Raw genomic sequence first — 24,245 nt, forward strand, 5'->3', positions numbered from 1 at the left:
TTAATTGATAATAGCAATTTTCGTTATAGAGGTATTCAATTTTTCGTTATCAATTAATAAAACAATATATACCCCAGAAGCAACTTTTCTACCAGAAAGGTTAGTTTTATTCCATAAAATTTTACCTCCAGATTGCTCTTGATTTTCATTTACGTTCGTTTCATAAACTAAGTTTCCAGCAGTATCAAGAATTTTTATGTTAGTTCCTTTTGGTAAATGAGTACCATTTCTTCCATCTATAGTAATAAACTCATTATTTCTAGTTGATGGATTTGGATAGGCATAAACTTCTGCTAAAGTATCTCCGTAAGCAGCTGTGTTGCTATTAAAAGCAACAATTCCCTTTGCGGTTGCAAAATAAACCTTTCCAGAATCTTTATCAACGGCAATTTTTAAAATAATATTAGATGGTAAAGGTGAATTACTTGTATTAAAATTATGTATTGTTGTTTTGCCATCGGGATTTGTTTTTAAAGCTCCACCAGTAGATGTACCGAACCATTTATTACTTGCCCCATCAATTGCAATTGAATTTATAGCTTGATCGCCTAATAGTTTTTTAGGAATTCCACTATCGTCTAAAATGATTATCGGTTCAGCGTCAACAGTATTTTCATTAAAAATATTTGCAGCATTGTAAAGAACAACCAACCCTTTTAATGTTCCAATCCATAGTCTATTATTGTCATCAACCTGTAAGGTTCTAACATTTGGATCTGGTAGAGAGCCTTTGGTGCTTTCACTTGTAAGTGCTCTTTTTCTATCACCATTTTCATTAAAAACCAATGCCCCATTTCTTCTTGTAGCAACCCAAACATTAGTTGCTTTGTCTACAATAAGCTCACCTAAACCTAGTGCGGGATTTGTCATTACCGAACTCATATCAAAACCAGACCAACTGCCATCAGCTCCATATTTTTTAATTCTTTTATCTACCCAAGCATTGGCAATCCATAAATTTCCTGCATCGTCAAAAGCAGACCCATTTATCCTGGTACGCCATTCTAATCCACTGTTTAAATGAGTCCATTTTGTAGTTACTTCATCATTTTCAACTATTATCATACCTCCACCATAAGAACTTATATACACTTTATTAATATTATTTGGATCAAAAGTTATGTTAACCAAATCTTTAAAGTTGAAATCACTATACGGTTTATAAACCCAGTTATCGCCATTAAAATGGTCAAATCCTCTCTGTCCTCCTCTTGGAGCATAGGCTGCATCGTGCCAGCCATAAACAACCCATAAATTATTTTCCTTAACTGATATTGAAAATGGAAAATTAGAAAAAGGACCGTCAGGATGAATCTCTTCAAAATTTGGCATATTTTCTAGTGAACTTTTTAAAATACCAAACTCCTGAGTTCCTAAAAATAATGTATTATCTTCAAAAAAAGCGGTGTTTAAATTATAATAAAATGGTTCGTTTGAATTAGTTTGATAACTAATTATTTCTTCCTCACTCTGGTTTAAGATATAAACATTTCTTTGGGTTGCAATTGATAAAAATTCATTAGAGGATTTTAAAGATCTTATCGCTTGTGGATACGTTTTCTGTAGTAAGATATTATTATTTAAAAATTTATACAGTTTTCTATCATTTGCAACATAAATTTGATTATTAAAAACTTCTAGTGAGGAAAAATCATCCGTAAAATAATGTGTCCAATTATTAAAATCAATTAAATTTTGGTCAGTTATATTTGAGGTATAAATTCCATTTTCGGTTGCCGCATAGATTGTGTTATCATGAATTTTAACTTGATTAACCTTTATTTCTGAAGATTGGTCTCCAATAAAAAAGGTATCTCCAAATTGCAGTTTATCAATGTCATAAACTATTATTGCAAACGAAGTTGAGAGGTAAAGTTTGTTGTTATATTCAGTAATATTATTAATTCTCTTATTACCCGAATAATTAAAATTAACTATGTCCTTTACAATTGTAATATTATTTTTGTTGTCTATAATTTCAATTAATCCGGTTTCATAGCCAATAATAAATTTATCAAAAGAATTGCTATAAAATAAAGCGGATGTAGATTCTCCCGAAAGACCATTTACTGATGAAATTTTAGTTATTTCACCATTATTTGTATCAAATGTAAAAATTGCATTGTCAACAATTGCATGAATTTTTTGTTCGGTTTTTATAAAATCTTTTACATTATTGTAGGAATAAAAATCTTCCCAATTATTGGAATAATCAATTTGCGCCCAAACGCTGTTAATCGCAAAGAATAAAACTAATATTTGAATAATTTTTTTCATAAATAAAATCAAATATATCCATTAAAATTTTAAAAGGAAAGGTAATGTTTAGATAAATTTTTAAACAAAAAAAACCTTAAACATTACAATACGTTCTTGCAATGTTTAAGGAATAAATAAATCAACCCCAAAGACTTATTTAATGTTTTTATGTACTGTGTCAAAACCCCTCTTGACAATAATACATATCAAATATACGCAGAAAATAAATTGAATAAATTTAAATAAACAAAATATTATAAAAAGTTAATGAATGGTATGCTTTTAGCAATAAATGGAAATTAAATTTTAATAAAAACAGTAATTATTAAAGTGTTTTTAAACTAACATACTTAACATCAATCTAATTAACAATAAAAATATTTTACTTTAACTATATAACAAAGGAAATTTAATTGAAACTTGTGTACCCGTTTTATCTTTAGAGGACACATCTTTAGTTGCTATGTAAACGTCTTTATTTTGATACAGCATTCTTATTCTGTTTTCTGTTGCTTCAGCGCCAAAAAACTTTCTTTTTTGACTCATATGAGATAATTGTTTCGCTTTATTTATTCCAATACCATTATCCAAAACAATACATAATACGCTTCCATTATCTTCTTTCACAGTTAATTCAATAGATTTTTCACCTTCTATTTTCATAATCCCGTGCCAAATTGAATTTTCAATAAATGGCTGTAAAAACATAGATGGAACCTTAATTTTATCTAATTTAATATTTTCATCAACGTTAACAATATAATCAAATCCGCCAGTAACACGCATTTGTTCTAATTTAACATATAGCGCTAATATATTAAGCTCATCTGAAAGTGATGAAGTAGGGCTCGAAGAACTATTTAAAATTACACGAATGAGTTTAGAAAATTTAGTAATATAGTCTGAAGCTTTTTCAACTTCATTCTTTAATACAAAATTATTAATAGAATTTAATGAGTTAAATAAAAAATGAGGATTCATTTGACTTTGAAGGGCAACCATTTTTAATTCCTCCATTTCCTTTAATTTAATTGCTAGCCTTACCTCTGCGTTTTTACTTCTTTGTTCAACTCTTTTAATTGTAAATCCAATAATTATTGAAAATATAATACATTGCAGGATAGCTCCTAGATATACAAAAAACATTGGCTCAACACCAAGTTTATAAAAGGGTTCAGCTCCAATAAAAATTTCTAAAAAACTAATATTTGCTAATAATAAATATAAAAGTGATCCTGCAACAAAGTATTTTGAAAAATTATCATTAATCTTAGTAAAAATTACATAATAAGATATTAGTGTGAATATAGATAAAAATGGTGCTACCAATGTAAATGCCTTTAATTGATACTCATAACCCATAAACAATTGAATTAAAACAAATATTGGGGCCAGAATTAAAAGTGACATTGTTTCTATTGCAAAATACCTGTCCCATTTAATAAGATGTGTTCTGGTTTCCAGTAAATTTCTTGCAAAAGCAACATAGGCTGCATAGGCTAAAAATTGAACTGAAAAATTAATGTACTTATAAAATTCACTAATCCAGCCCGTTGATATATCACCTAATAAATAAATGGTTAAGGCTAGAAGATAAAAACTGTAGTATAAATATAGTTTACTTCTATTTTGAAAAAATATTAATAAATGATAGATGAAAAGAACGAATAATCCGCCTCTAATCCATGAGTATATTTCAGAATGAAAGTCTAATAACATTCTTTAGTCCAAATAAAGTTTTTTGAATAATTCTGCTTTTCTATTTCTACTAATACTTGCGGTTAAACCATTTGTCATAATTAATTCCCCTCCTAATCCTTTTAAATATTCTTTCACATGATTTAAATTAATTAAGTAAGAATTATGAACTCTAAAAAACTGAGTGAATAAAAACTTCTTTTCAACCTCTTTTAATGTTTTAGAAACTACTATTTGTTGTTCTGATTTTAAATAAATTGTAGTATAACTTTTATCAGATTTCAACATTACAACATCATCTCTTTCTAACAAATAAACCTTACCATCTGCAGAAATATTAATTTTATCATTGCTATCATTAATATTATTCAGCAAAAACTGTAATTTATTCTCAAGTAAATCTCCTTTCTTAGATTTTTTGATTTTTTCCATTGAAGCCAATAATTCATCCTTATCAACAGGTTTCAATAAATAATCTATGGCTGAAACTTTGATGGCTTTAAGTGCAAATTCATCATGTGCTGTAGTGAAAATGAGATTAAAATCTTTATATTCCAACTTTTCAATCATTGTAAATCCGTCCATTTCTGGCATTTGAATATCCAAAAATACCACATCCGGTTTATCATTATTAATAATATCTATAGCTTCTATTGGAGAGTTACAAGTTGTAACTTCAATATTATCAATATAATTGTTAAGCTTCCATTCTAATGCTTCTAGAGCATCTTTCTCGTCATCAACAAGTAAAATTTGCAACATATTTATGGGGTTGATGTTTTAGGTTAATTAATCTGCAATATACAACATTTGAGTAAATGTTCAAAAAGTTAATTTTTTATTTTAAATACTTGATATTTTTCATTTCCATATTCATCAATAGCAGATATCATATTCAATACTTTTTTATTTGCTATTTCTTTTTCTTGAATGTTTTTAGTAGTTCCACTAACCTTAGCATCTCTAATCTAATAATATTTTTATTTTTTTATTGGTAATACATAAAAAAATACTGCCATAAAGTGGCAAAAACTCCCAATTAAAACAAAAATATGAAAAATCGCATGGTTGTATTTTATTCTTTTTATACTGTATAAAATTGCACCAATTGTATATGCTATACCTCCACCAAGAAGCCACAATAATCCTTCAATTGATAAACCTGAAATTAATGGTTTTATCGCAAATATTATTAACCACCCCATTAAAACATAGGCAATGGTGGAGATTTTATCAAATCTACCTGTAAAAAATAATTTCAAAATAATACCTGTAAGTGCTAATCCCCATGAAAGTCCAAAAATTGTCCAACCAACCCAACCGTTTAAAACTACCAAAGTAAAAGGTGTATAGGTTCCTGCAATTAAAACATAAATTGCAGCATGGTCAAAAATATTTAATCGATGTCGTAGTTTAGGTGTTTTAGAATAATGATAAAATGTTGATGCTGAATACAATACTATTAAACTTGCTCCATAAATACTAAAACTAACTATGTGCCAAGCACTGCCGTTTAAACTTGAATAAACAACTAATAATACTAATGCAATAATGCTAAGAACTAAACCAATTGCATGTGAGAGCACATTTAGTTTTTCTTCTTTTGGATCGTAATATTTAATATCTTTTTCTTCCATTTAATTACAACGAAAACAAATTTATTTAAGTACCTCAATTTAGTTTTATATGTCGGAAATTAATTCATTATAAATTAAATTGAATGTTTGCTTTTTTAATGAATCACTATTTTTAATAGTAAACCCTTCTGTTTGAATAAAACGGTGAATTTTTACACGTAATATGCCTGGGCTTCCACTAAAAAATGTATATGAAAATCTTTTTTTACAATCGTAAAATGTCATTGGCACAATTGGGATTTGATGCTCAATTGCCAATCTAAAAGCTCCGTTTTTAAATTCACTTAAAACTATACTTTCATCATCTGGTACTAATCCTTCAGGAAAAATACAAACATCCAAACCTTCACACATTCTTCTTCTGGCTTCATCAAAAACAGCTTTCCGGCTTTTTGAATCACTTCTGTCAACAATAATACAAGTTCGTTTGTAAAAAAAACCAAATACAGGAATTTTAGTTAACTCTTTCTTTCCTACAAATACAAATGGATTTTTAGCTACTGAAAGCATCACCATAATATCTATCATAGAAGTATGGTTTGGACAAAACATATAGCTCTTCGTATTATCAAGCTTTTCTTCTTCATTCAACTCTACTTTAAAACCCATTACAAAAAGAATTGTATTGGCCCACCCTCTTGCGATTTTAAAAAAAGCAGGATACAACTTCTCAGATGATGTTACAACTAATAAAACCGGGAATACCGGTACAATACTAAAAAGTACCCAGCCATAAAACCAACATCTCCAAAATATATAAAAGGGGTATTTAAATAATTTCATGTGTTTATGATTATTGTTTTTTATAAGTCACACGTTGTTCGCTATTAATGGTTTTTTTAAGCAACAAAATTTTAAACATGCTCGTTTCATAAGTTTCAAATGTATATATTTTGTTTGACAATTCAATTATTCAAAAAAGGGAGACCCTATTTATAAAATTTCTTACATTTATAAAATATTAACTATTTAACTTTAAATTATTATGTTATACTCAATTATTATTGGAGGAATTGCTGGTTGGCTTGCTGGAAAATTAATGAAAGGTGGTGGTTTTGGGCTTTTTAAAAATATTATCTTAGGGGTATTTGGAGGTTTTGTTGGGGGTTGGATTTTTAATAAATTAGGTATCCCTTTTTTTAATAATCTATTTGATGGTATTGTTGGTGATTTAGTTGAAGGTGTTATTGGAGCGGTTGTTATTTTATTTATTGCTGGTTTAATGAAGAAAAAAGAACCTGCTTCAGAAAACTAATTATAAATGTTTCTTATATTATTAAGTTGGATTTACATTTTTTTAACAACACTAAACTTTGGAATTCTATTTAAAAAAATAGTTCGGATTAAAGATTGCCATAGTGTAATTCATCACGTTTTAGGTTTATTTCTTTATACAATTTTTACAAGTATAGCGGCATTTTTTATAAGAATAAATATAGAGCTTTATGTAGCTGTTTTAATTATAAACCTAATCGTTTATTTTACAAATAGAACTGCTTTTATTAGTAATCTTAAGTCTTTCTCAAATTCAATAAAAAAACTTAGACTATTTTATAAAATAGTTTTTATTAACCTTTTTACTATTACGCTTGCTCAAAGCGCAACTAAACCATATCTTCTTGATAATGAGTCTTATTACATACAAACTGTAAAATGGATTAATGAATTTGGTTATGTAAAAGGATTGGCAAATTTGCATATATTCTTTGCGCAAAATTCAGCCTGGCATACTTTACAAGCCGGATTTAATTTTTCATTTATATCTGACCTTTTTAATGATTTAAATGGTTATTTATTTGTTTTAATTAGTTTTCTCGCAATAGAAAAAATAAACAATTATAAATCTAATTTAGACTTGCAAAGTTTAAGTTTTGGATTGATACTCTTATTTACGTTATTTTTCATGCAGTTTATAAACGCACCATCTCCAGACCTTTTTGTTTTTACATTAACACCTTTTGTATTTTACCAATTCATCACAAATTTTAAAACTATTGAAACAGATACATTTAAGATGATCTTAAGCTTGGTTCTTTTTTTGTGTTTTGTAAAAGTAACAACCGCAGTTTTAGTTGTTTTAGTTCTAATTTTATTTTTTAAAAACTTTCAATCATTAAAAAAACATTGGTTTAATTATACTTTATTATGCTCAGTTGTTTTTATTGTTTTCATTTCCAAAAACATTATAATTTCAGGATATTTACTTTTTCCAATTGATGCTATAGATTTATTTAATTTTGATTGGAAAGAGCCAAAACCTTTAGTTGAATTCTATAATTACGGAACTTATTTAGCAGGTTTTGATAACCAAGATGTGTCACAATTAACTATTCTAGAACGTTTTTGGTTTTGGTTAAATATTTCAAAATTACATGGTCTTTTTAATAAATTATTTGTTTTATTATTAACTATTTACCCTTGGTTTATTTATAAAAGTAAAACCAAATCAGCTCTAAGTATTATTTATGTTTTGGCAGTATTACAATTAATTATACTTTGGAATGGTTCGCCTCAATATCGGTTTTTCTTTGTTTTTATTATGTTCTTTTCAATTCAGGTATTTTTAGCAATCTTCAAACAGAAGAAGCTAATTTTATTTTTTGTACCGGGAAGCGTTTTTTTAAGCGCCATTCCAATATTTTTAGAAGTCAATTTAAATGCTATTACAAAAAATCCATTTGCAATGAAATTGAGCACATTTAATTCAAAAAACATACTTATTCCCGAAGGAATATCAAAAACTACAACTGTTTTTACTAAAGAAAATAGTAATGGTTTTGAATTTAATTCACCAGGTGATGATGTCTTTTTTTGGGCTACTGGAAATGGAAATTTACCTTGTGTAAACAAACAGCAAATTGAGTTTGTGAAAAATTCATACAACTATGTTCCACAATTAAGAACTACAAATCTTAAAGATGGATTTAAATCTATAAAAATTGAAGAATAAATAATGATAGATTCTCTTATTCTAAAATTTAGATAGTTAATCCTAAATATGTATTTTTGCCACAAATTTAAAATAAATGTCAAGAATTTTAACTGGTGTTCAAAGTACAGGAACACCGCACTTAGGAAACTTATTAGGAGCAATTATTCCTGCTATTGAAATGGCAAATAATCCTAAAAACGAATCATTTTTATTTATTGCTGATTTGCATTCACTAACACAAATAAAAAACGGAAAAGAATTACGCGAAAACACTTATAGCACAGCTGCTACTTGGCTTGCATTTGGGTTAGATGTTAACAAAACTGTTTTTTACAGACAAAGTGATATTCCTGAAGTAACTGAACTTTCTTGGTATTTAAGTTGCTTTTTCCCATACCAACGTTTAACCTTGGCGCATAGTTTTAAAGATAAATCAGATAGATTAGAAGATGTAAATGCTGGTTTATTTGCATACCCAATGTTAATGGCTGCTGATATTTTATTGTATGATGCGGAAATAGTACCAGTTGGAAAAGACCAATTACAACATTTAGAAATTTCTAGAGATGTTGCCAATAGATTTAATCACCAAATGGGAGATACATTGGTACCGCCAGAAGCAAAAATCCAAGATGGAACTATGTGGGTACCTGGAACTGATGGAGGGAAAATGAGTAAATCTAGTGGGAATATTATCAATTTATTTTTACCAGACAAGCAATTACGTAAGCAGATCATGAAAATTCAAACGGATTCTACCCCATTAGAAGATCCTAAAAATCCGGATACTTGTAATTTATTTAACTTATATAAATTATTAGCTTCTGATGAGCAAATTACAGAAATGAGAGCTAATTATGAAGGTGGAAATTATGGTTATGGCCACGCAAAACAAGCATTTTTTGAATTGTTAGTTGATAAATTTTCAGAAGAAAGAACACGCTATAATTATTATATGGAAAACTTAGAAGAAGTTGATAAAGCGTTGGCAATTGGCGCTAAAAAAGCCAAAATAGTTGCGTCAGATGTTTTAAAAAGAGTAAGAGAAAAATTGGGGTATTAAATAGTATTTGATATCTAAAAAATAGTAACCTATTGATTTAATAAATCAATAGGTTTTTTTATTTTAATAAGTTTTCTATAAAAAATTACTCCATCTTTATTTTATAAATATTATTCAAATCTTTCTCAAAAAGAGTGAAAGGATCGTTATAAAATTCAATAAAGTTTGGAACACTTATATGTCCTGGAAATGGAGCGTAATAATGCGTTGTACTCTTAGTATCATTTCTCCAAACCAACACATAAGAAAGTCTTAAATCATCAGTTTTCATTACTTTCAGTAATGTGTCTGTCCACCATGAAGTGTTTGGTATCGATTCTAGTCCGGTTTCTGTAAAAGCGGCCAATTTCCCTGCTTTAATTGCATAATCTGAAACTATTTTTAATTTTCTTAAAGCTCTTTCTAAATTATAACCATCTCTACCCATATCCCCATAATTATCCATTCCGACCATATCCACCCATTCATCACCAGGGTATCTTTCTAAAAACTGGGCTTCATTATTAAATTTATTATCCGGTGAAAAGGCATAAATAAAATTATGTACTTTAAGTTCATCTCTTAAATATGAAACCGTAAATTTCCATAAAGTTTTAAACTCATCAACTGAGCAATATGGTGCGCCCCACCAAAACCATTCACCATCAAATTCATGAAAAGGTCTAAAAATAACTGGTACTTGCTCTCCGTTTTCTCCTTTAATCCTATGCGCCCAATCTGCCACATCCCTTAAAATTTCCTTATATTTTTCATGGGCATCTCCTCCAGGAATAATATGTTTAACTGCCGCCACCGAAATAGAATCTCTCCAATAAAAACCTCCTTTTGATAACGGATTGTGAAAATGCCACGCTACAGTTGTAACTCCTCCTCTATTGTAAGTTTCAACTACATTTTGTTTTAAACGTTCTTTTTCATCTTCAATATCCTTTCTTGTTTTGTTGAGACCTGAAAATCCACTTAAATCAACTCCAATCATTGCGGGATGACTTCCAACAACAGATTTTACATCAGACCTGTCTTTATCTCCTACCCAACCATGTCCATATTCTGTTGCATGTTGATGTGCAAATAATGTATGATTTTTAGATAATTCGCCTAAATTATAGAAAAGTGTTTTTGTTTCTTCAGTAGCCTTTTCATCTATTAATTGTCCTTTTTGAGCCGAACCTAAAATAGAAAATATTAAAAAAAACACTAAAAGTAAAAGACGTTTTTGTAAGAGTTGCATTGTGCAAGTTTTAAAATAAAAAACGAAGTTAATCTAAAAATTTAATACTGAGTATAAGTATGTACACTTGTATTTGCAACTGGCAAATAGTTAACACCAAACCAACAAACCAATAAGACTACAAATGCCAAAGCTAAAATTGTAAGTGCTCGTTTAGAGTTCTGGGTATGAAAATAACGGTAATGAATATAAATTAAATAACCCATCCAGGTTAAAAACGCCCACACTTCTTTTGGATCCCAAGTCCAGTAATGCCCCCAAGCTTCTTTTGCCCATAATGCCCCAAAAAGCAATCCTAAAGTTAAAAAAGCAAAACCAATATATACTAAATTATCAGCTAGTTTTAAGGTTTCAATTTTGAAATTTCCTTTGTAACTATCATACAAACCTTTAATGGCTACAATACTTGATGCTGCTAAAACTGCATACGAAAATAAGTACACCAACACATGTGGTATAAACCACGGACTTTGTAATGCCGGCATTAAGGTTTTTGAATAGGTTTCCGGATTTAAGTAATTGATAGTTAAGAACATAATTGCCATAGCTATACTGTACGCTAAAAACCATTTGTATTTCCAACGAATATAGGTAACAAAACCAATTAATGGTAAAAAGGTTGCATACCAAAGTCTGGTTTCACCTAATGTTCGCATTGGTGGACGATCTAGCTCTAACCATAATTTTACAACAAAAAGAATCATAACTGCCCAACCTGATACAAATAACAAATTGGCAATTTTTAAAGCGGCTTGTTTTTTATATGAAATTAGTAAAAATACCAAACCAATAATCCATAAGATTACAATGATTGAACTATATAAAGGAAAATCTATCCAAGTCATTTTTTATTGATTTTTAGTTATTTTATTTCCCATCCAAAACATATAAACGGCTCCTGCAATCATCATAAAAATTCCAATATAGATTAGTGGTAGCCAAGGATCTTTTACAAGCTCTAAAACACTTAAATTACTCCATTTTCCCATTTTATCGTCGTAGCTTAACTGATAAATTTTCCAACCTTTGTGTTTGAATGGTTTATTAACTTCTAAAACAGTGCTAATACGTTCACCTTCTTTTGTTAAAATATCAATATCCGAACTAAATTTCTTTACTTCAGGAATGGTCATTACTACTGAATAATCTTCACTAATCTTTAGTGATTCGTATGGATACCGAAAACTTCCACTACTTATCCAAGCTGTTTGTATAGAATCATTTTCAATGTTTTTTACTGAAATTGACGCAGATGGTGGAGATCCTAATTCGTTTACTGGTTCATATCGTGCTCCAATTCTTCCAGAATTTGGCAGAAAATCGTTAATTGTTACTTCAAAATTTTTGAAATAGTAGGTTTCTCCTTTTTCAACTAAATATAAATTTTTGCCATCGTTATGTGCAATGCTTCCTGTTTTGTTATCAACTAAAGCTAATTTTGGATTGTATTCATCAATTAAAAAGTCTTTTAAATAAATTGCAAAAGGCAATTCAATTTTTTGGTTATTTATATTAGTAGCTACCCAACTTGGTTTGCCTTCATATACATCTAAAGACAATCGTTGTAAATCTCCAGTTCCAAGAATTCCTGCAATTAATGCTAAAAATAAACCAGTATGATTTAAAATAAATCCGAAATTAGACCATTTAAATTGTAGAATTCTTTTAATTGAAATTAAACCTAAACAGGTTAAAAATTGAAACAAGATTAATAAAAATGCCCAATTACTTGTAATATGATTCAAGCCTAAGTTAGTTATAATTTTACTTTCTGAAGGAACCTGAGGTATAATTCCCATTACCATTACTAAAACTGTTACTAAAACAATACTTGAAATGGATGCAGGTACTTTGGTTAACCATCTAATTAATTGGGTAGTTGTAAACCACTTGTACATTACAAATAGCAATACCACATAGCCAATTAAAAAGTACAAATTAAATGGGTATGAAAGTGTAAATGCGCTACCAGAAGTACTAAATACTTCTAAAAAAAGCCCGGTTATTATTAAACCTATTCCTATAAAAAAAGATTCAACGTAACCCCAGGGATTTTCCCAAAGATTACGTTGAATCTTTATATTATTTTCACTCATATAAAGTCAAATATAATGTTTTTTAAAATATGAGAATTTAAATGTGAAGTTTTGTAAATTTTAATCATAGACTCACATGTAAATACCAACTACTCCATACTATATTTTAATATGTTGCTTCTCTTTTTTTAGCAGCTTCTTGCCATTTAGGACGCAATTCTTTTAAGAATTTTTCTTTTTCCGCTTCTAATTTTTCCATTGGTAATCCAATGAATTTTTGAGCCGCTTCTTTAGTTTCTATTGCAGGATAAGGTACATCTCCGTTAAATCCTAAAGTCATTAATAACTTCGCTAATTTAATTCTAGTTTCTTGCGTAATGTCGATACCTTTACCAATCACTCTACCTAATTCAACTGGTGCGTGGAAAGAACCTCCGTGAGATGCTGCAGCATAATCCCATCTCCATTGTCCTAAACGAATTCCGTGTAAAATATCTTTCATTTGAGCTTCTGTAGCTCCTAACTCCCAACACTTACCAGCTTCTACGTGAGCACGAACTAATAAACGTTCTAATTGATCACGATTTTCAATGATACGATCTTGGTTATCAAATACGTTTTTGATTAACTCTTCTTTTTCTTCACGGTGACAAACCTGACAAGAATTAGCTACGTTGTTTAAAGGAGATTGAATATGGTGATCTGTAAATTTTTGTCCACCTTCAGTTTTGTAAGGCATATGACAATCTGAACATGAAACACCTCTTTGTCCGTGGATACCCATTTTAAATACTTCGTATCCTGGATGTTGAGCTTTTAACATTTTTGCTTTACTAATTTTGTGAGTCCAATCTACGTGACCAACATTGTCATAGTATTTCTCCATGTCTTCAACTGTTTGTCCTTCATCCCAAGGGAATACTAAGTAAGGAATTCCTTTACTCTCTGGAAGATTTTTATTGAAATAATATTCAGAGTGACATTGTGCACATACTAAAGATCGCATTTCATTATGAGATGCTTTAGTAATGTCCTTTCCTTGGCGCGCAAATGCTTCAATTAAAGCGGGTTGTGTAATTGTTAATTTCATTGATTTTTCACTGTGACAGTTTGCACAACCAATTGAGTTTACAATTTCCTCTCCTTTACTTGCCCATTTTCCACTATAATATTCATTAACTCCAATTTCGTTAATTAAACGTGGAACATCTGGAGATTTACATGTCCAACAAGTGGATGGCATAGGTCCATCATTTGGTCCTGTTGGTCCACCTGTTCTTAACGAATTTGAAAGATCGTCTATAGCATGTTGATGACCACGACTTTGATTGTAATCTTTTGCAAAACCATAACCAGCCCAAAGCACCACCAAACGAGGGTCTACTTCTAACATATCAATCTCTGCAGAACCATTGTATTTCGATTTAAAGTCACTTTGTTCCGTTTTAGACCAAGATTGAAACTCACGTGGAAAATTTTCTCCCCAAACTTCATTTCTAGGTTCTAATTTTTTAATTTCCACCATTGGAGTATAAGCAAATTTAGCCTCCATTTTACGCTCTGTTATTGAAGAAACTAAAAGTCCTAACAAAAACACTACTACTAAAGATGCTAAAAATAGCACCCAGTTTTTCCAAGGTTTTCTTGTGTTACTCATCTTTTTTATTTTTTTGATTATCTGATTCTTTTAAATATTTACTTAACCACGCCGGTACTGTTTCCTGATGTTCTTCGTCTATTTTACCATAATATTTTACAGAAGATAAACTATGAATGCTTCCGTGTGGCACTTCCTGGTGACAGGTCCAACATTTTCTTTCGGTCCTGTTCTCTTTATGGTCTTCAACCAAACCACTTAATCTGGCATCTGTTACTTGATCTTCGTGGCATCTAATACAGTTACTTTGTACTACTTCAACACCAGCTTCCTTCATTCTAATTACTTCAGGTTCACCTCGTGTTAAAAATACCGATGCATGATACATTCCATCCTTAGCTTTAAACAAATACTTTTTAAAGACGTTATCTTGTGGAACATGACAATCATTACATGAAGCCCATTCTCTATGAGAACTATTTTGCCAAGTTGCATACTGAGGAGTCATTACATGACAGTTAGCACACGTTTTTGGATCATCAGAAAGATATGATACCGCCTTAGATTCGATAAGTGCATACAATGTAAGTCCAGTCATAGCACCCATTAAAATTAGCACTGGTAAGCGCCATTCAGGTGGTGGAATTAATTTTTTAAAAATGCTCATAATCTTGAATTTAAGGATTCTATTATTTTGATGAAAATAATGTTGGTTTAATAGTAAGCATCAACCAAGCCCAGTTATTTCCATTACCATCTGCATTATTTTTTAATACTTCTAGCCCTTCTTTCGCAAACATTTGAGAATATCCAGCTGCAATACTTACATCTTTATTTAATTTGTGCCCATATACTAAATCAAGTTCAGTTCCTAAATTTTTATCTACACCATTTGCAATTTCTGATTGTGCTGAAAAGCTATGTAAAAAAGCTGTTAAGCTAGATTTTTCACCTAATTTAGTTCCAACTTTAGCATAAATATCAATTAAACCAACACTGTTTCCATGGTTCCCAACATAGAAATAATCCATAAATCCGTTAAATTTGTGGTTTGTTCCGTAGAAAGGTGTAAAAGCTTTGTTTTCAGAAGCATCACCATCATAATCATTACCCGACTGCATTTCAAAACCTAAACCTAAGTTTACTTTTGAAGAAGCTTTATATCCTAAATCTAATCCTACTAAATAAGCGCTTAAATCACGATCTGCAACATCTTTTCCTGTTTGCAAATAAACATTTGCATTAACACTTAAAGCATTAGATGCTTTAAAATTAAGATGAGTTCCAAAAGTTTGGCTATAACGAGTTTCTTCAGCAGCTACATTTTGTAAACCGTTGTTTAAGAATAAAAAACTTGCTTTAAAATTATTGAAATCTTTATGAAACCAAGCATATTGCATAGCTTTGTAATTTCCTGCTACGTTATAGATATTTCCAAATAAGGCTTCTCCATTTTGATTGTATGCAATACCTAAATCTAATTTGTAGTTTTCATTTCCAAATTTGAAGATTGCTGCATCATGGCTACGACCTTGTTGCGCCCAACCAACGTTTCCAAACATACGGCTATCATCGTAAATAATTTCTTGGCGACCTAATTTAACCGCGAAATTTGGGTTAAACTTTACCTGTCCCCAAGCTTCGTGTAAAGCTAAACTATTACCATTGTCTGCTAATTGTTTTACATCTCCCCATACTCTTACATCTTGCACGCTTATAAAAAATGTGTAATCTTCAGAAATAAACCAGGTGTTTAAACGAGTACGCTGTGACACAAATAACGCAGCATCGGAACCATCTGCAGTTAAGGTTTTATATCCATTTCTATATTCTGTTCTAGGTCTTAATTCACCACTAATGGTTAATTGAGCAAAACTATTTACTGCCGATAAAATAAATAAGGCAACTATTAAATTTTTAATTTTCATTTTAAGTTTGAATTAATTGTTTTAAATCAAGGACAAAAAAAGATAAAAATTAAAACATAAATTATGATTAATATCAGCTATTAAGATATTTTTATCTTTTAATAGGGATAATGTCAATAAAAGGTAATTATTACTTGATTTATTTAAGGAGCAGGATTGGGTTGAAGTTCTTGTATTTCATCTATTTTTTGAAGCGTTTCATTGGAAAGTTCCACGTGAATACTTTCAATATTTTCTTTTAATTGTTGCATTGTAGTTGCACCAATAATATTTGCAGTTACAAATGGTTGTTGATTTACAAAAGCTAAAGACATTTGAGCTAGACTTAAGCTCAACTCTTTTGCTAATTCTGCATACATTTGAGTTGCATGTATAGATTGCTCACTATTATACCTTGAAAATTGAGGAAATAATTTAATACGTGAGCCTTCAGGCATTTTACCATTTAAATATTTACCAGATAATCTTCCAAAAGCCATTGGTGAATACGCTAATAAACCAACATTTTCACGTATTGAAACTTCAGCTAAATTTACTTCAAACAATCTGTTTAGTAAAGAATATGGATTTTGAATTGTTTTACAACGTGTTAAATTATGTTTTGAACTTTCAGATAAGTGCCGCATAACACCCCAAGAAGTTTCATTAGAAACTCCATAGTGACGAATTTTTCCTTCTTGTACTAAACTGTTTAATTTTTCTATAACTTGTTGAAAATTATCTTCCCATTGCTCGTTTGGATTGTGTGCATAATTTCTTTTTCCAAAGAAATTTGTATTTCGTTCTGGCCAATGCAATTGATAAACATCTATATAATCTGTTCGTAAACGCTTTAAACTTTTTTTAATCGCATCATCAATTGCTTCATTTGAAAACCCCATGTTTTCTCTAATATAGCTAAATCCTGGACTTGGGCCAGAAATTTTAGTAGCTACAACAAGATCTTCTCTCTTTTGATCTTTTAACCAACTTCCAATAAATCTTTCTGTACTTCCTTGAGTTTCCTTTCTTCCCGGAACCGAATATGCTTCTGCTGTATCAATAAAATTAATTCCTTGTTCAACAGCATAATTTAATTGTTCATGAGACTCTTGTTCAGTGTTTTGCTCACCAAAAGTCATAGTTCCTAAACAAATTTTACTAACTTTTATATTTGTATTTGGAATTAAAGAATATTTCATAGTATATATTAAAATTTGTACTTATTTAACAAGCGAATTTAAAAAATTAAAAAGAAAAAAAACTATACAAAATTGCTTAAAATTAGAACTCCAATAATTCCAGTTACAGAAACAATTGTTTCCATAATAGACCATGTTTTTAAAGTGTCTTTTACCGATAAATTAAAATACTCTTTAAACAACCAAAACCCAGAATCGTTAAAATGAGAAAACATTAAACTTCCTGAACCTGTTGCTAAAACCATTAAACTTGGGTCTGCCCCTGTTTGAGCTATTAATGGAAAAACAATTCCAGCACTTGTTAAACCCGCAACTGTTGCCGAACCAACACAAACTCTAATTACGGCTGAAATTCCCCAAGCTAATATTAATGGTGATGCATCTAGAGTAATTAAATTATCAGCTATTATTTGACTAACACCACTTTCAATTAAAATTTGTTTTAATGCTCCTGCTCCACCAATAATTAACATGATCATAGCAATTCCTTTTACCCCTTCTAAAAGAGATTCTGAAACCTCATACATTGTTTTATTTCTACGAATTCCCAGAATATAAATAGCAACTACAACCGAAATTAGCATTGCAATAAATGGATCTCCTAAAAAACTTAAAACTTTTCCAATTACTGAATTATTATCAACAAAAAAACTAAACCCAGCTGTTACTGCTAATAAAATAACAGGTAATAATGCTGAAAACACACTTACTCCTAAACTTGGCATTTCATCTTCTTTTAAAACTCTAGGGTTAAAAAAAGCTTCCAATGGTTTTGGATTGTATTTTTTTAAAGTTCTAGAAAAAACAGGGCCTCCTAAAATTATTGCTGGAATTGCTACTATAATTCCATACAATAATGTGGTTCCTAAATCAGCTCCAAAAGTTTCTGCTAAAGCAGATGGTGCAGGGTGTGGAGGTAAATATCCATGTGTTACAGAAAGGGAAGCCAACATTGGTAAACCCACATATAAAAGCGGCAACTTTGTTCTTGCCGCAACAGAAAAAACCAAAGGAACAAGAATTACAAATCCTACGGAATAAAACATTGGAATACCAACAATAAATCCTGTTAAAACCAATGCCCATTGAATATATTTTTCTCCAAACGCATCAATTAAACTACTTGTTATTCTTTGTGCTGCGCCACTATCAGCAACTATTTTCCCCAACATTGCTCCAAAACCCAAAATAATAACAAGAAATCCTAAGGTATTTCCAATTCCAGTTTTTATAGCGTTGGTTACGGTTGAAATATCCATTCCAAGGGTCAAACCAATGATAACCGAAACAATAATAAAAGTTATAAATGTGTTGAGTTTAAAATATCCTATTAAAAAAATGAGCAAGACAATTCCAAGGAGAACAATAACTAGTGACATAAATTTTATTTGATTAGTTGGTTTAGGTTGTTAAAAATAGTATTTATTTTTTTAGAATTTCCTTTTCTTACAATTCTTGAAGGAATTTAAACTTCTCTAAATACATCTAAAAATATTTAAACAAAAAAAACCATTTTCTAAATTAATAGAAAATGGTTTGAATATAGTTTAGTCAGATTCTTCGCTAAGCTCAGAATGACATTTTTTTATTTTAAAATAGCTTCAATACCTGGTAAAGTTTTACCTTCTAGGCTTTCTAACATTGCACCACCACCAGTTGAAACATAACTTACTTTATCAGCAAAACCAAATTGTTTTACAGCTGCAACAGAATCTCCACCACCAACTAGTGAGAATGTTCCGTTTTTAGTTGCATTGGCAATTGAATTTCCTAATGCAATTGTTCCTCCCGCAAAACTTTCCATTTCAAAAACACCAAGTGGCCCGTTCCAAAGAATAGTTTTAGATTCATTTACTATTTTATTAAATAATTCTCTAGATTTTGGTCCGGCATCAACGCCTTCCCAACCATCAGGAATATTATAAATATCACAAACCTGAGTATTTGCATCGTTACTAAAATCATCAGCAGCAATTACGTCTACCGGAATATGAATTTGAACTCCTTTTGCTTTTGCTTGTTTTAAAATATCAAGTGCTAATTCTTGTTTATCATCCTCACAAATTGAATTACCTATTTTTCCTCCTTGTGCTTTAACAAAAGTGAAACTCATTCCACCACCAATTATTAAATGGTCCACTTTATCTAAAATATTTTCAATAACGGTAATTTTTGAAGAAACTTTTGCTCCTCCTAAAATTGCCAATACTGGTTTCTCACCTTCTTCTAATATTTTTTTAAGACTCACAATTTCTTGTGCTAATAGTGCTCCAAAACATTTATTTTCTGGAAAAAATTGAGCAACAATAGTAGTTGATGCGTGTGCTCTGTGAGCAGTTCCAAAAGCATCGTTTACATACACATCTCCTAATTTAGAAAGTTGCTTTGCAAAAGCTAAATCTCCAGATTTTTCTTCACCATGAAAACGTAAATTTTCAAGTAATAAAACCTCTCCCATTTTTAATTCAGCAGCAGCTTTTTCCGCAACCTCACCTACACAATTTGAAGCAAATTTTACATTTACACCAATAATTTCAGATACTTTATCAATAATATGTTTTAAAGAATATTTAGCTTCAACTCCTTTAGGACGTCCTAAATGAGACATTAAAACAACGGCCCCTCCATCTTCCAAAATTTTTATAATTGTTGGTTTTGCAGCTTCAATTCTTGTTGCGTCTGTAACATTAAAATTTTCATCTAAAGGTACATTAAAATCTACACGAATTAATGCCTTCTTTCCTTCAAAATTGATGTCTTGTATAGTTTTCATTTTCATTATATTTTGTTTAACAAAGGTAACTCAAATTGCGATATTACATAAAGTTTTTTACGAAAGCGATTTCATTACCAGCTATAAATAGTTTCAATAATTAAATATTATTCTTATTTGCCGAAAATGTTTTACTTTCGCTTTAATGAATTTTTCAGCAATTTTAGGACAGGAACATTTAAAAAGTCATTTGATAAAATCAACTGATAATGGAAGAATTTCTCACGCACAATTATTTGTTGGTAAAGAAGGTTCTGGTGTTTTGTCAATGGCAATTGCCTATGCCAAATATATTTTATGTAGTACAAGTAATGACAAAGAAGCTTGTGCAGTAAAATGTGAAAAATTAATGCATCCAGATTTGCATTTTGCTTTTCCTGTTGCCTCAAATGATACTATAAAAAGCAAACCTGTAAGTAATTTGTTTTTAGAAGACTGGCGTAAATTTATCAAAATAAGTCCTTATGGAAATTTATTTGAATGGCTACAATCCATAGGAATTGAAAACAAACAAGGTCAAATTGGAGTAGATGAAGCGGAAGAAATTGTTAAAGCCCTTCGATTAAAAAGTTATGAAGGTGGTTATAAAATTATGATTATTTGGATGGCAGAAAAAATGAATACTTCTGCTGCAAATAAACTATTAAAACTATTAGAAGAACCTCCAAAAAAAACAGTTTTTATTTTAGTTGCTGAAAACGAAGAACAAATAATAACTACCATAAAATCTCGCTGTCAGGTTTTACATTTTCCTTTATTGTCTGATGCAGATATTGTAAAAGGATTAGTTGAAAAAGAAGGTACAGACAAGCCTATTGCAGAACAAATTGCACATCAGGCAGATGGGAATTATAATAAAGCATTGCATTTATTACACAATGATAATTCTGATGAACAATTTGAACAGTGGTTTATTACTTGGATTAGAGCGGCTTTTAAAGCAAAAGGAAATGCTGCAGTAATACAAAATTTAATTAGCTGGAGTGAAACCATTGCTAAAAGCGGTAGAGAAACACAAAAACGTTTTTTAAATTATTGTTTACAGTTTTTTAGACAGGCATTATTATATAATTATAATGCAGATTCGCTGGTTTTTTTATCGCCAAAAACACCCGGTTTTAAATTAGAAAACTTTGCTCCTTTTATTCATAGTAATAATATTTTAGATATTACAAATGAGTTAAATGAAGCCATTTATCATATTGAAAGAAATGGAAATGCAAAAATTATTTTACTAGATTTATCTATTAAATTAACTCGTCTATTACATGTTAAAGAAACTACTTAGTTATGTCAATTTTCAATAATAATTCTGCTGAAATATTAATCTTAATCTTTTTTTTAGTCACTTATTGTTTATCAATACTTGAAAAATTAGCAGATTGGAAAGGAACATTAGCGTACTATACAAATCATTTTAAAAACACAATACTCCTTAAAATGATTCCTCTTCTATTAGTAAACATTTTAATTTTTGAAATTGTAGTAGTATTTTTACTTGCTGTAGGTCTCTACTTTTTGGTTGTTGATGGTGATTTTTTAATAGCAAAAGTAGCTCTGGAAGTTTCGGCAATTATATTATTACAATTTTTAGTTGGACAACGTTTAGCAAAAGATTATCCAGGAGCAATGAATATTACTGTTTACTTTATTTTAAATAGTATTGGCCTATATTTATTAACTTAAAATATTGATTATGAAATTATTAGGAATAGGATCTCGAATTAATCACCCTGAATATAGCTTGGGTGTAGTTACTAATGTAACGTCTAAACATTATTGGGTTACTTTTATAGAAAATGGTTTGGAAACAATTGATCTCGACAGCGAATTTGAAGTAATCGAAGCTGTTGAAGATGAGGTAGATACAATAAGTTTTTATGAAGTAGAAACTACATTAAAAAACATGTTAAAACAATGGTCAGATATTTCTGAAATTATCCCAATTGGAGATCGTTGGAAAGGTGGAAAGCTAATTTTAGAACCAAATGATACGAGCTTAGCAAGTAAAGAGATTCCAATAGATACTTTTTTCCATAAGATTGTTATGGTTAGAGACAGAATTAGGGTAATGGAACAAAAAATAAATTCAAGTAATTTAGATGATCAGGATAAGGTTGATTTACAACAATACATTACCAGAATTTATGGAAGCTTAACAACCTTTAATATTCTTTTCAAAATAAAAGAGCATCAATTTTCAGGAGCCTCTTCAAAATAAATTGTCATTTTAATTAAAATAAAAGCCTTTAACAAATGTTAAAGGCTTTTATCGTATTTATAATTTAAAGATTAAATCTATTCTTTAGAGAAATCTTTATTTAATATTTCTAAAATTGCACTAGTTACATTTAGATTATCGTCTCCGTACATTACGGTACCGTTACCAGATGTTCCTAAAACCAAATTCAATCCATTTGCCTTTGCATAATCAGAAACAAAACTATCCACTTTTTTAGTAATAGCTTCGCTTAATTTTTGATTTTCTTGTTGAAGTAATTGCCCTGCTTGTTGTTGTCTAGCTTGCAAAGCTTGTTGCTCTTGTTGCAATGCTTGTTCTGTTTCAGCTCTTTTTTGAGCAGACATTTTTTGGGCCTTTTGATAGTACTCTTGAACTTTTAATTGGAATGGTGCAGATACACTATCCAATTCTTTTGCCATTTCTTCTTGTTTCCCTTTCAAAGTTTCTTCTAACGCTTTTGTTGCGTCATAATCTTTCATTAAATCTTCAACATTAATGTATGCAATTTTTGTTTGATTACAAGAAGCGAATACAATTACAAAAGCTAATAATATTAATTTTTTCATTTTTAAAAATTTGATTGCTGTTTTAAAATTCCTGCGAATATATGAACAAAATAGATATTATTTATAAATAATTATAACTATTAGATTTATTTATCATCAATCAATTATTTATAATTATATTCTATTAAATTTTAATTGAATTAACGAAATAACAAGTCTTTTTATCAAAAATTAAAGCAACACTATGCTTTACGGATAAAAACCTCGTTAAAACGCCTTAAAATCGATTTTAAGTGTTTTTTATGATGTAAATAAGAGAGGAATACTCTTTTGTACTTATTGCTTTAAGATTTGACCTAAATCCAATATAAAAAGCTTTCAACATATTAGATTTTGAAGTTTTATACTTTTCACTTAATAATGAAACATAAAATGAATCGAACTTCATTGGAAGAATTTTATTCACCTTTAAATTTTCTTTTGAAAAGAGTTTCTTAATTGATGTTTTTGAAAAATGCCATAAGTGTCTTGGCACATCAAAAGCGGCCCAATAGTTTTTATAATACATAGCATCAAAACTTTTATAATTGGGTACAGCAATTAATAAAACACCATTAGGCTTTAGTAATGATTTAAGTTTGGAAATATATTTTGTTAAATTAGGAACATGTTCCAACACATGCCATAAAGTAATTACATCAAATTGTTGTGCTGTTATTTCATTTATATCAGACAAAATTATAGAAGAATCATTTTTATTAAGTTTTGAAATTGCCAATTCTCTTGCATTTAAATTTGGCTCTACTCCTATTACATTCCATCCTCCCTTTTTACAAGTCAATAAAAATTCACCTGTACCACAACCAACATCTAATATATTTTTCTCTTCCGTTTGAAAAGAATCAATCAGTTTTAATTTACTTTTTAAAGCATAGCTTTTTACAATCTGATACAATTTATCAGTTAGCGATTTTTTAGAATCTGTATGAGAAATATAAGCTGAACTTTCGTAATATTTTGCTAAATCCTGCCCTATTGGTTGAGGGAAAGTTTCTAACATGTCCAGTTCTGAATTATATAATAAATCAAATTTTTTATTTGAAACGGTATAATCGTTACACGTTAAATACAGCTCTTTTTTTAAATTCATTTCTATAAATTT

General features: G+C 29.7%; 22 protein-coding genes. 6 read left to right on the forward strand and 16 right to left on the reverse strand.

Annotated elements, in window-relative coordinates; genetic code table 11:
• The 5 genes from porZ to CHB63_RS06760 form a co-directional block, all read right to left on the reverse strand.
• A complete protein-coding gene (porZ, locus tag CHB63_RS06740; RefSeq protein WP_089377695.1) occupies nucleotides 1-2,277 on the reverse strand; it encodes a type IX secretion system anionic LPS delivery protein PorZ in 2,277 nt (758 codons plus the stop codon).
• A gap of 369 nt (nucleotides 2,278-2,646) precedes the next feature.
• Entirely contained in the window at nucleotides 2,647-3,978 is a 1,332-nt protein-coding gene (locus tag CHB63_RS06745; RefSeq protein WP_089377696.1) for a sensor histidine kinase, read from the reverse strand.
• A gap of 3 nt (nucleotides 3,979-3,981) precedes the next feature.
• A complete protein-coding gene (locus CHB63_RS06750) occupies nucleotides 3,982-4,719 on the reverse strand; it encodes a LytR/AlgR family response regulator transcription factor (protein WP_089377697.1) in 738 nt (245 codons plus the stop codon).
• Between the two features lie 218 nt (nucleotides 4,720-4,937).
• A complete protein-coding gene (trhA, locus tag CHB63_RS06755) occupies nucleotides 4,938-5,594 on the reverse strand; it encodes a PAQR family membrane homeostasis protein TrhA (protein ID WP_089377698.1) in 657 nt (218 codons plus the stop codon).
• A gap of 45 nt (nucleotides 5,595-5,639) precedes the next feature.
• Nucleotides 5,640-6,377, reverse strand: coding sequence for a lysophospholipid acyltransferase family protein (locus CHB63_RS06760; protein ID WP_089377699.1), 738 nt, complete (start codon nucleotides 6,375-6,377; stop codon nucleotides 5,640-5,642).
• Between the two features lie 202 nt (nucleotides 6,378-6,579).
• On the opposite strand from CHB63_RS06760, the gene CHB63_RS06765 reads away from it, so the two are divergent.
• The 3 genes from CHB63_RS06765 to trpS all read left to right on the forward strand — a co-directional run bounded on the left by CHB63_RS06765 (nucleotide 6,580) and on the right by trpS (nucleotide 9,589).
• The gene (locus CHB63_RS06765) at nucleotides 6,580-6,849 is read left to right on the forward strand and encodes a GlsB/YeaQ/YmgE family stress response membrane protein (RefSeq protein ID WP_245856840.1); all 270 of its coding nucleotides are present in this window, start codon (nucleotides 6,580-6,582) and stop codon (nucleotides 6,847-6,849) included.
• A 6-nt stretch (nucleotides 6,850-6,855) separates the two neighbouring features.
• Complete coding sequence (locus tag CHB63_RS06770) at nucleotides 6,856-8,544, forward strand: LIC_10190 family membrane protein (RefSeq protein WP_089377701.1); 1,689 nt, start codon at nucleotides 6,856-6,858, stop codon at nucleotides 8,542-8,544.
• 76 nt (nucleotides 8,545-8,620) lie between these two features.
• Nucleotides 8,621-9,589 (forward strand): tryptophan--tRNA ligase, encoded by a 969-nt coding sequence (gene trpS, locus CHB63_RS06775; RefSeq protein WP_089377702.1) that lies wholly within the window; start codon nucleotides 8,621-8,623, stop codon nucleotides 9,587-9,589.
• Between the two features lie 85 nt (nucleotides 9,590-9,674).
• Here trpS and CHB63_RS06780 read toward each other — a convergent pair whose 3' ends face one another.
• From CHB63_RS06780 to CHB63_RS06820, 9 genes are all read right to left on the reverse strand, one after another.
• Entirely contained in the window at nucleotides 9,675-10,820 is a 1,146-nt protein-coding gene (locus tag CHB63_RS06780) for a glycoside hydrolase family 26 protein (RefSeq protein WP_089377703.1), read from the reverse strand.
• Nucleotides 10,821-10,861: 41 nt separating this feature from the next.
• Nucleotides 10,862-11,665, reverse strand: coding sequence for a cytochrome c biogenesis protein CcsA (gene ccsA, locus CHB63_RS06785; protein ID WP_089377704.1), 804 nt, complete (start codon nucleotides 11,663-11,665; stop codon nucleotides 10,862-10,864).
• A gap of 3 nt (nucleotides 11,666-11,668) precedes the next feature.
• Complete coding sequence (locus CHB63_RS06790; protein ID WP_089377705.1) at nucleotides 11,669-12,916, reverse strand: cytochrome c biogenesis protein ResB; 1,248 nt, start codon at nucleotides 12,914-12,916, stop codon at nucleotides 11,669-11,671.
• Nucleotides 12,917-13,022: 106 nt separating this feature from the next.
• Complete coding sequence (gene nrfA, locus CHB63_RS06795) at nucleotides 13,023-14,513, reverse strand: ammonia-forming cytochrome c nitrite reductase (RefSeq protein WP_089377706.1); 1,491 nt, start codon at nucleotides 14,511-14,513, stop codon at nucleotides 13,023-13,025.
• Nucleotides 14,506-15,120 carry a cytochrome c nitrite reductase small subunit gene (nrfH, locus tag CHB63_RS06800; protein ID WP_089377707.1) on the reverse strand — a complete coding sequence of 205 codons (615 nt, stop codon included), beginning with the start codon at nucleotides 15,118-15,120 and terminating at the stop codon, nucleotides 14,506-14,508. Before nrfH ends, nrfA begins: the two co-directional genes overlap by 8 nt.
• A 22-nt stretch (nucleotides 15,121-15,142) precedes the next feature.
• On the reverse strand, nucleotides 15,143-16,381 hold the full coding sequence (locus CHB63_RS06805; RefSeq protein WP_089377708.1) for an alginate export family protein: 1,239 nt from the start codon (nucleotides 16,379-16,381) through the stop codon (nucleotides 15,143-15,145).
• 143 nt (nucleotides 16,382-16,524) lie between these two features.
• Nucleotides 16,525-17,562, reverse strand: a complete 1,038-nt coding sequence (locus tag CHB63_RS06810; protein ID WP_089377709.1) for an NADP(H)-dependent aldo-keto reductase — start codon at nucleotides 17,560-17,562, stop codon at nucleotides 16,525-16,527.
• A gap of 62 nt (nucleotides 17,563-17,624) precedes the next feature.
• Nucleotides 17,625-18,941, reverse strand: coding sequence for a gluconate:H+ symporter (locus tag CHB63_RS06815; RefSeq protein ID WP_089377710.1), 1,317 nt, complete (start codon nucleotides 18,939-18,941; stop codon nucleotides 17,625-17,627).
• Between the two features lie 206 nt (nucleotides 18,942-19,147).
• Nucleotides 19,148-20,335, reverse strand: a complete 1,188-nt coding sequence (locus tag CHB63_RS06820) for a phosphoglycerate kinase (RefSeq protein WP_089378117.1) — start codon at nucleotides 20,333-20,335, stop codon at nucleotides 19,148-19,150.
• A 145-nt stretch (nucleotides 20,336-20,480) separates the two neighbouring features.
• Here CHB63_RS06820 and CHB63_RS06825 point away from each other — a divergent pair, with 145 nt between their 5' ends.
• The 3 genes from CHB63_RS06825 to CHB63_RS06835 are packed head-to-tail and all read left to right on the forward strand — an operon-like array spanning nucleotide 20,481 to nucleotide 22,556.
• On the forward strand, nucleotides 20,481-21,623 hold the full coding sequence (locus CHB63_RS06825; RefSeq protein ID WP_089377711.1) for a DNA polymerase III subunit: 1,143 nt from the start codon (nucleotides 20,481-20,483) through the stop codon (nucleotides 21,621-21,623).
• A gap of 2 nt (nucleotides 21,624-21,625) precedes the next feature.
• Nucleotides 21,626-22,021 carry a hypothetical protein gene (locus CHB63_RS06830; RefSeq protein WP_089377712.1) on the forward strand — a complete coding sequence of 132 codons (396 nt, stop codon included), beginning with the start codon at nucleotides 21,626-21,628 and terminating at the stop codon, nucleotides 22,019-22,021.
• Nucleotides 22,022-22,031: 10 nt separating this feature from the next.
• Nucleotides 22,032-22,556 (forward strand): hypothetical protein, encoded by a 525-nt coding sequence (locus CHB63_RS06835; protein WP_089377713.1) that lies wholly within the window; start codon nucleotides 22,032-22,034, stop codon nucleotides 22,554-22,556.
• Between the two features lie 77 nt (nucleotides 22,557-22,633).
• Here the strand turns inward: CHB63_RS06835 and CHB63_RS06840 are convergent, their stop codons facing one another.
• Nucleotides 22,634-23,143, reverse strand: coding sequence for an OmpH family outer membrane protein (locus CHB63_RS06840; protein ID WP_089377714.1), 510 nt, complete (start codon nucleotides 23,141-23,143; stop codon nucleotides 22,634-22,636).
• A gap of 229 nt (nucleotides 23,144-23,372) precedes the next feature.
• The gene (locus CHB63_RS06845; protein WP_089377715.1) at nucleotides 23,373-24,233 is read right to left on the reverse strand and encodes a class I SAM-dependent methyltransferase; all 861 of its coding nucleotides are present in this window, start codon (nucleotides 24,231-24,233) and stop codon (nucleotides 23,373-23,375) included.
• Between the last annotated feature and the right edge of the window lie 12 nt (nucleotides 24,234-24,245).

It is taken from the genome of Lutibacter flavus (assembly GCF_900188355.1).
Taxonomy (GTDB): Bacteria; Bacteroidota; Bacteroidia; order Flavobacteriales; family Flavobacteriaceae; genus Lutibacter; species Lutibacter flavus.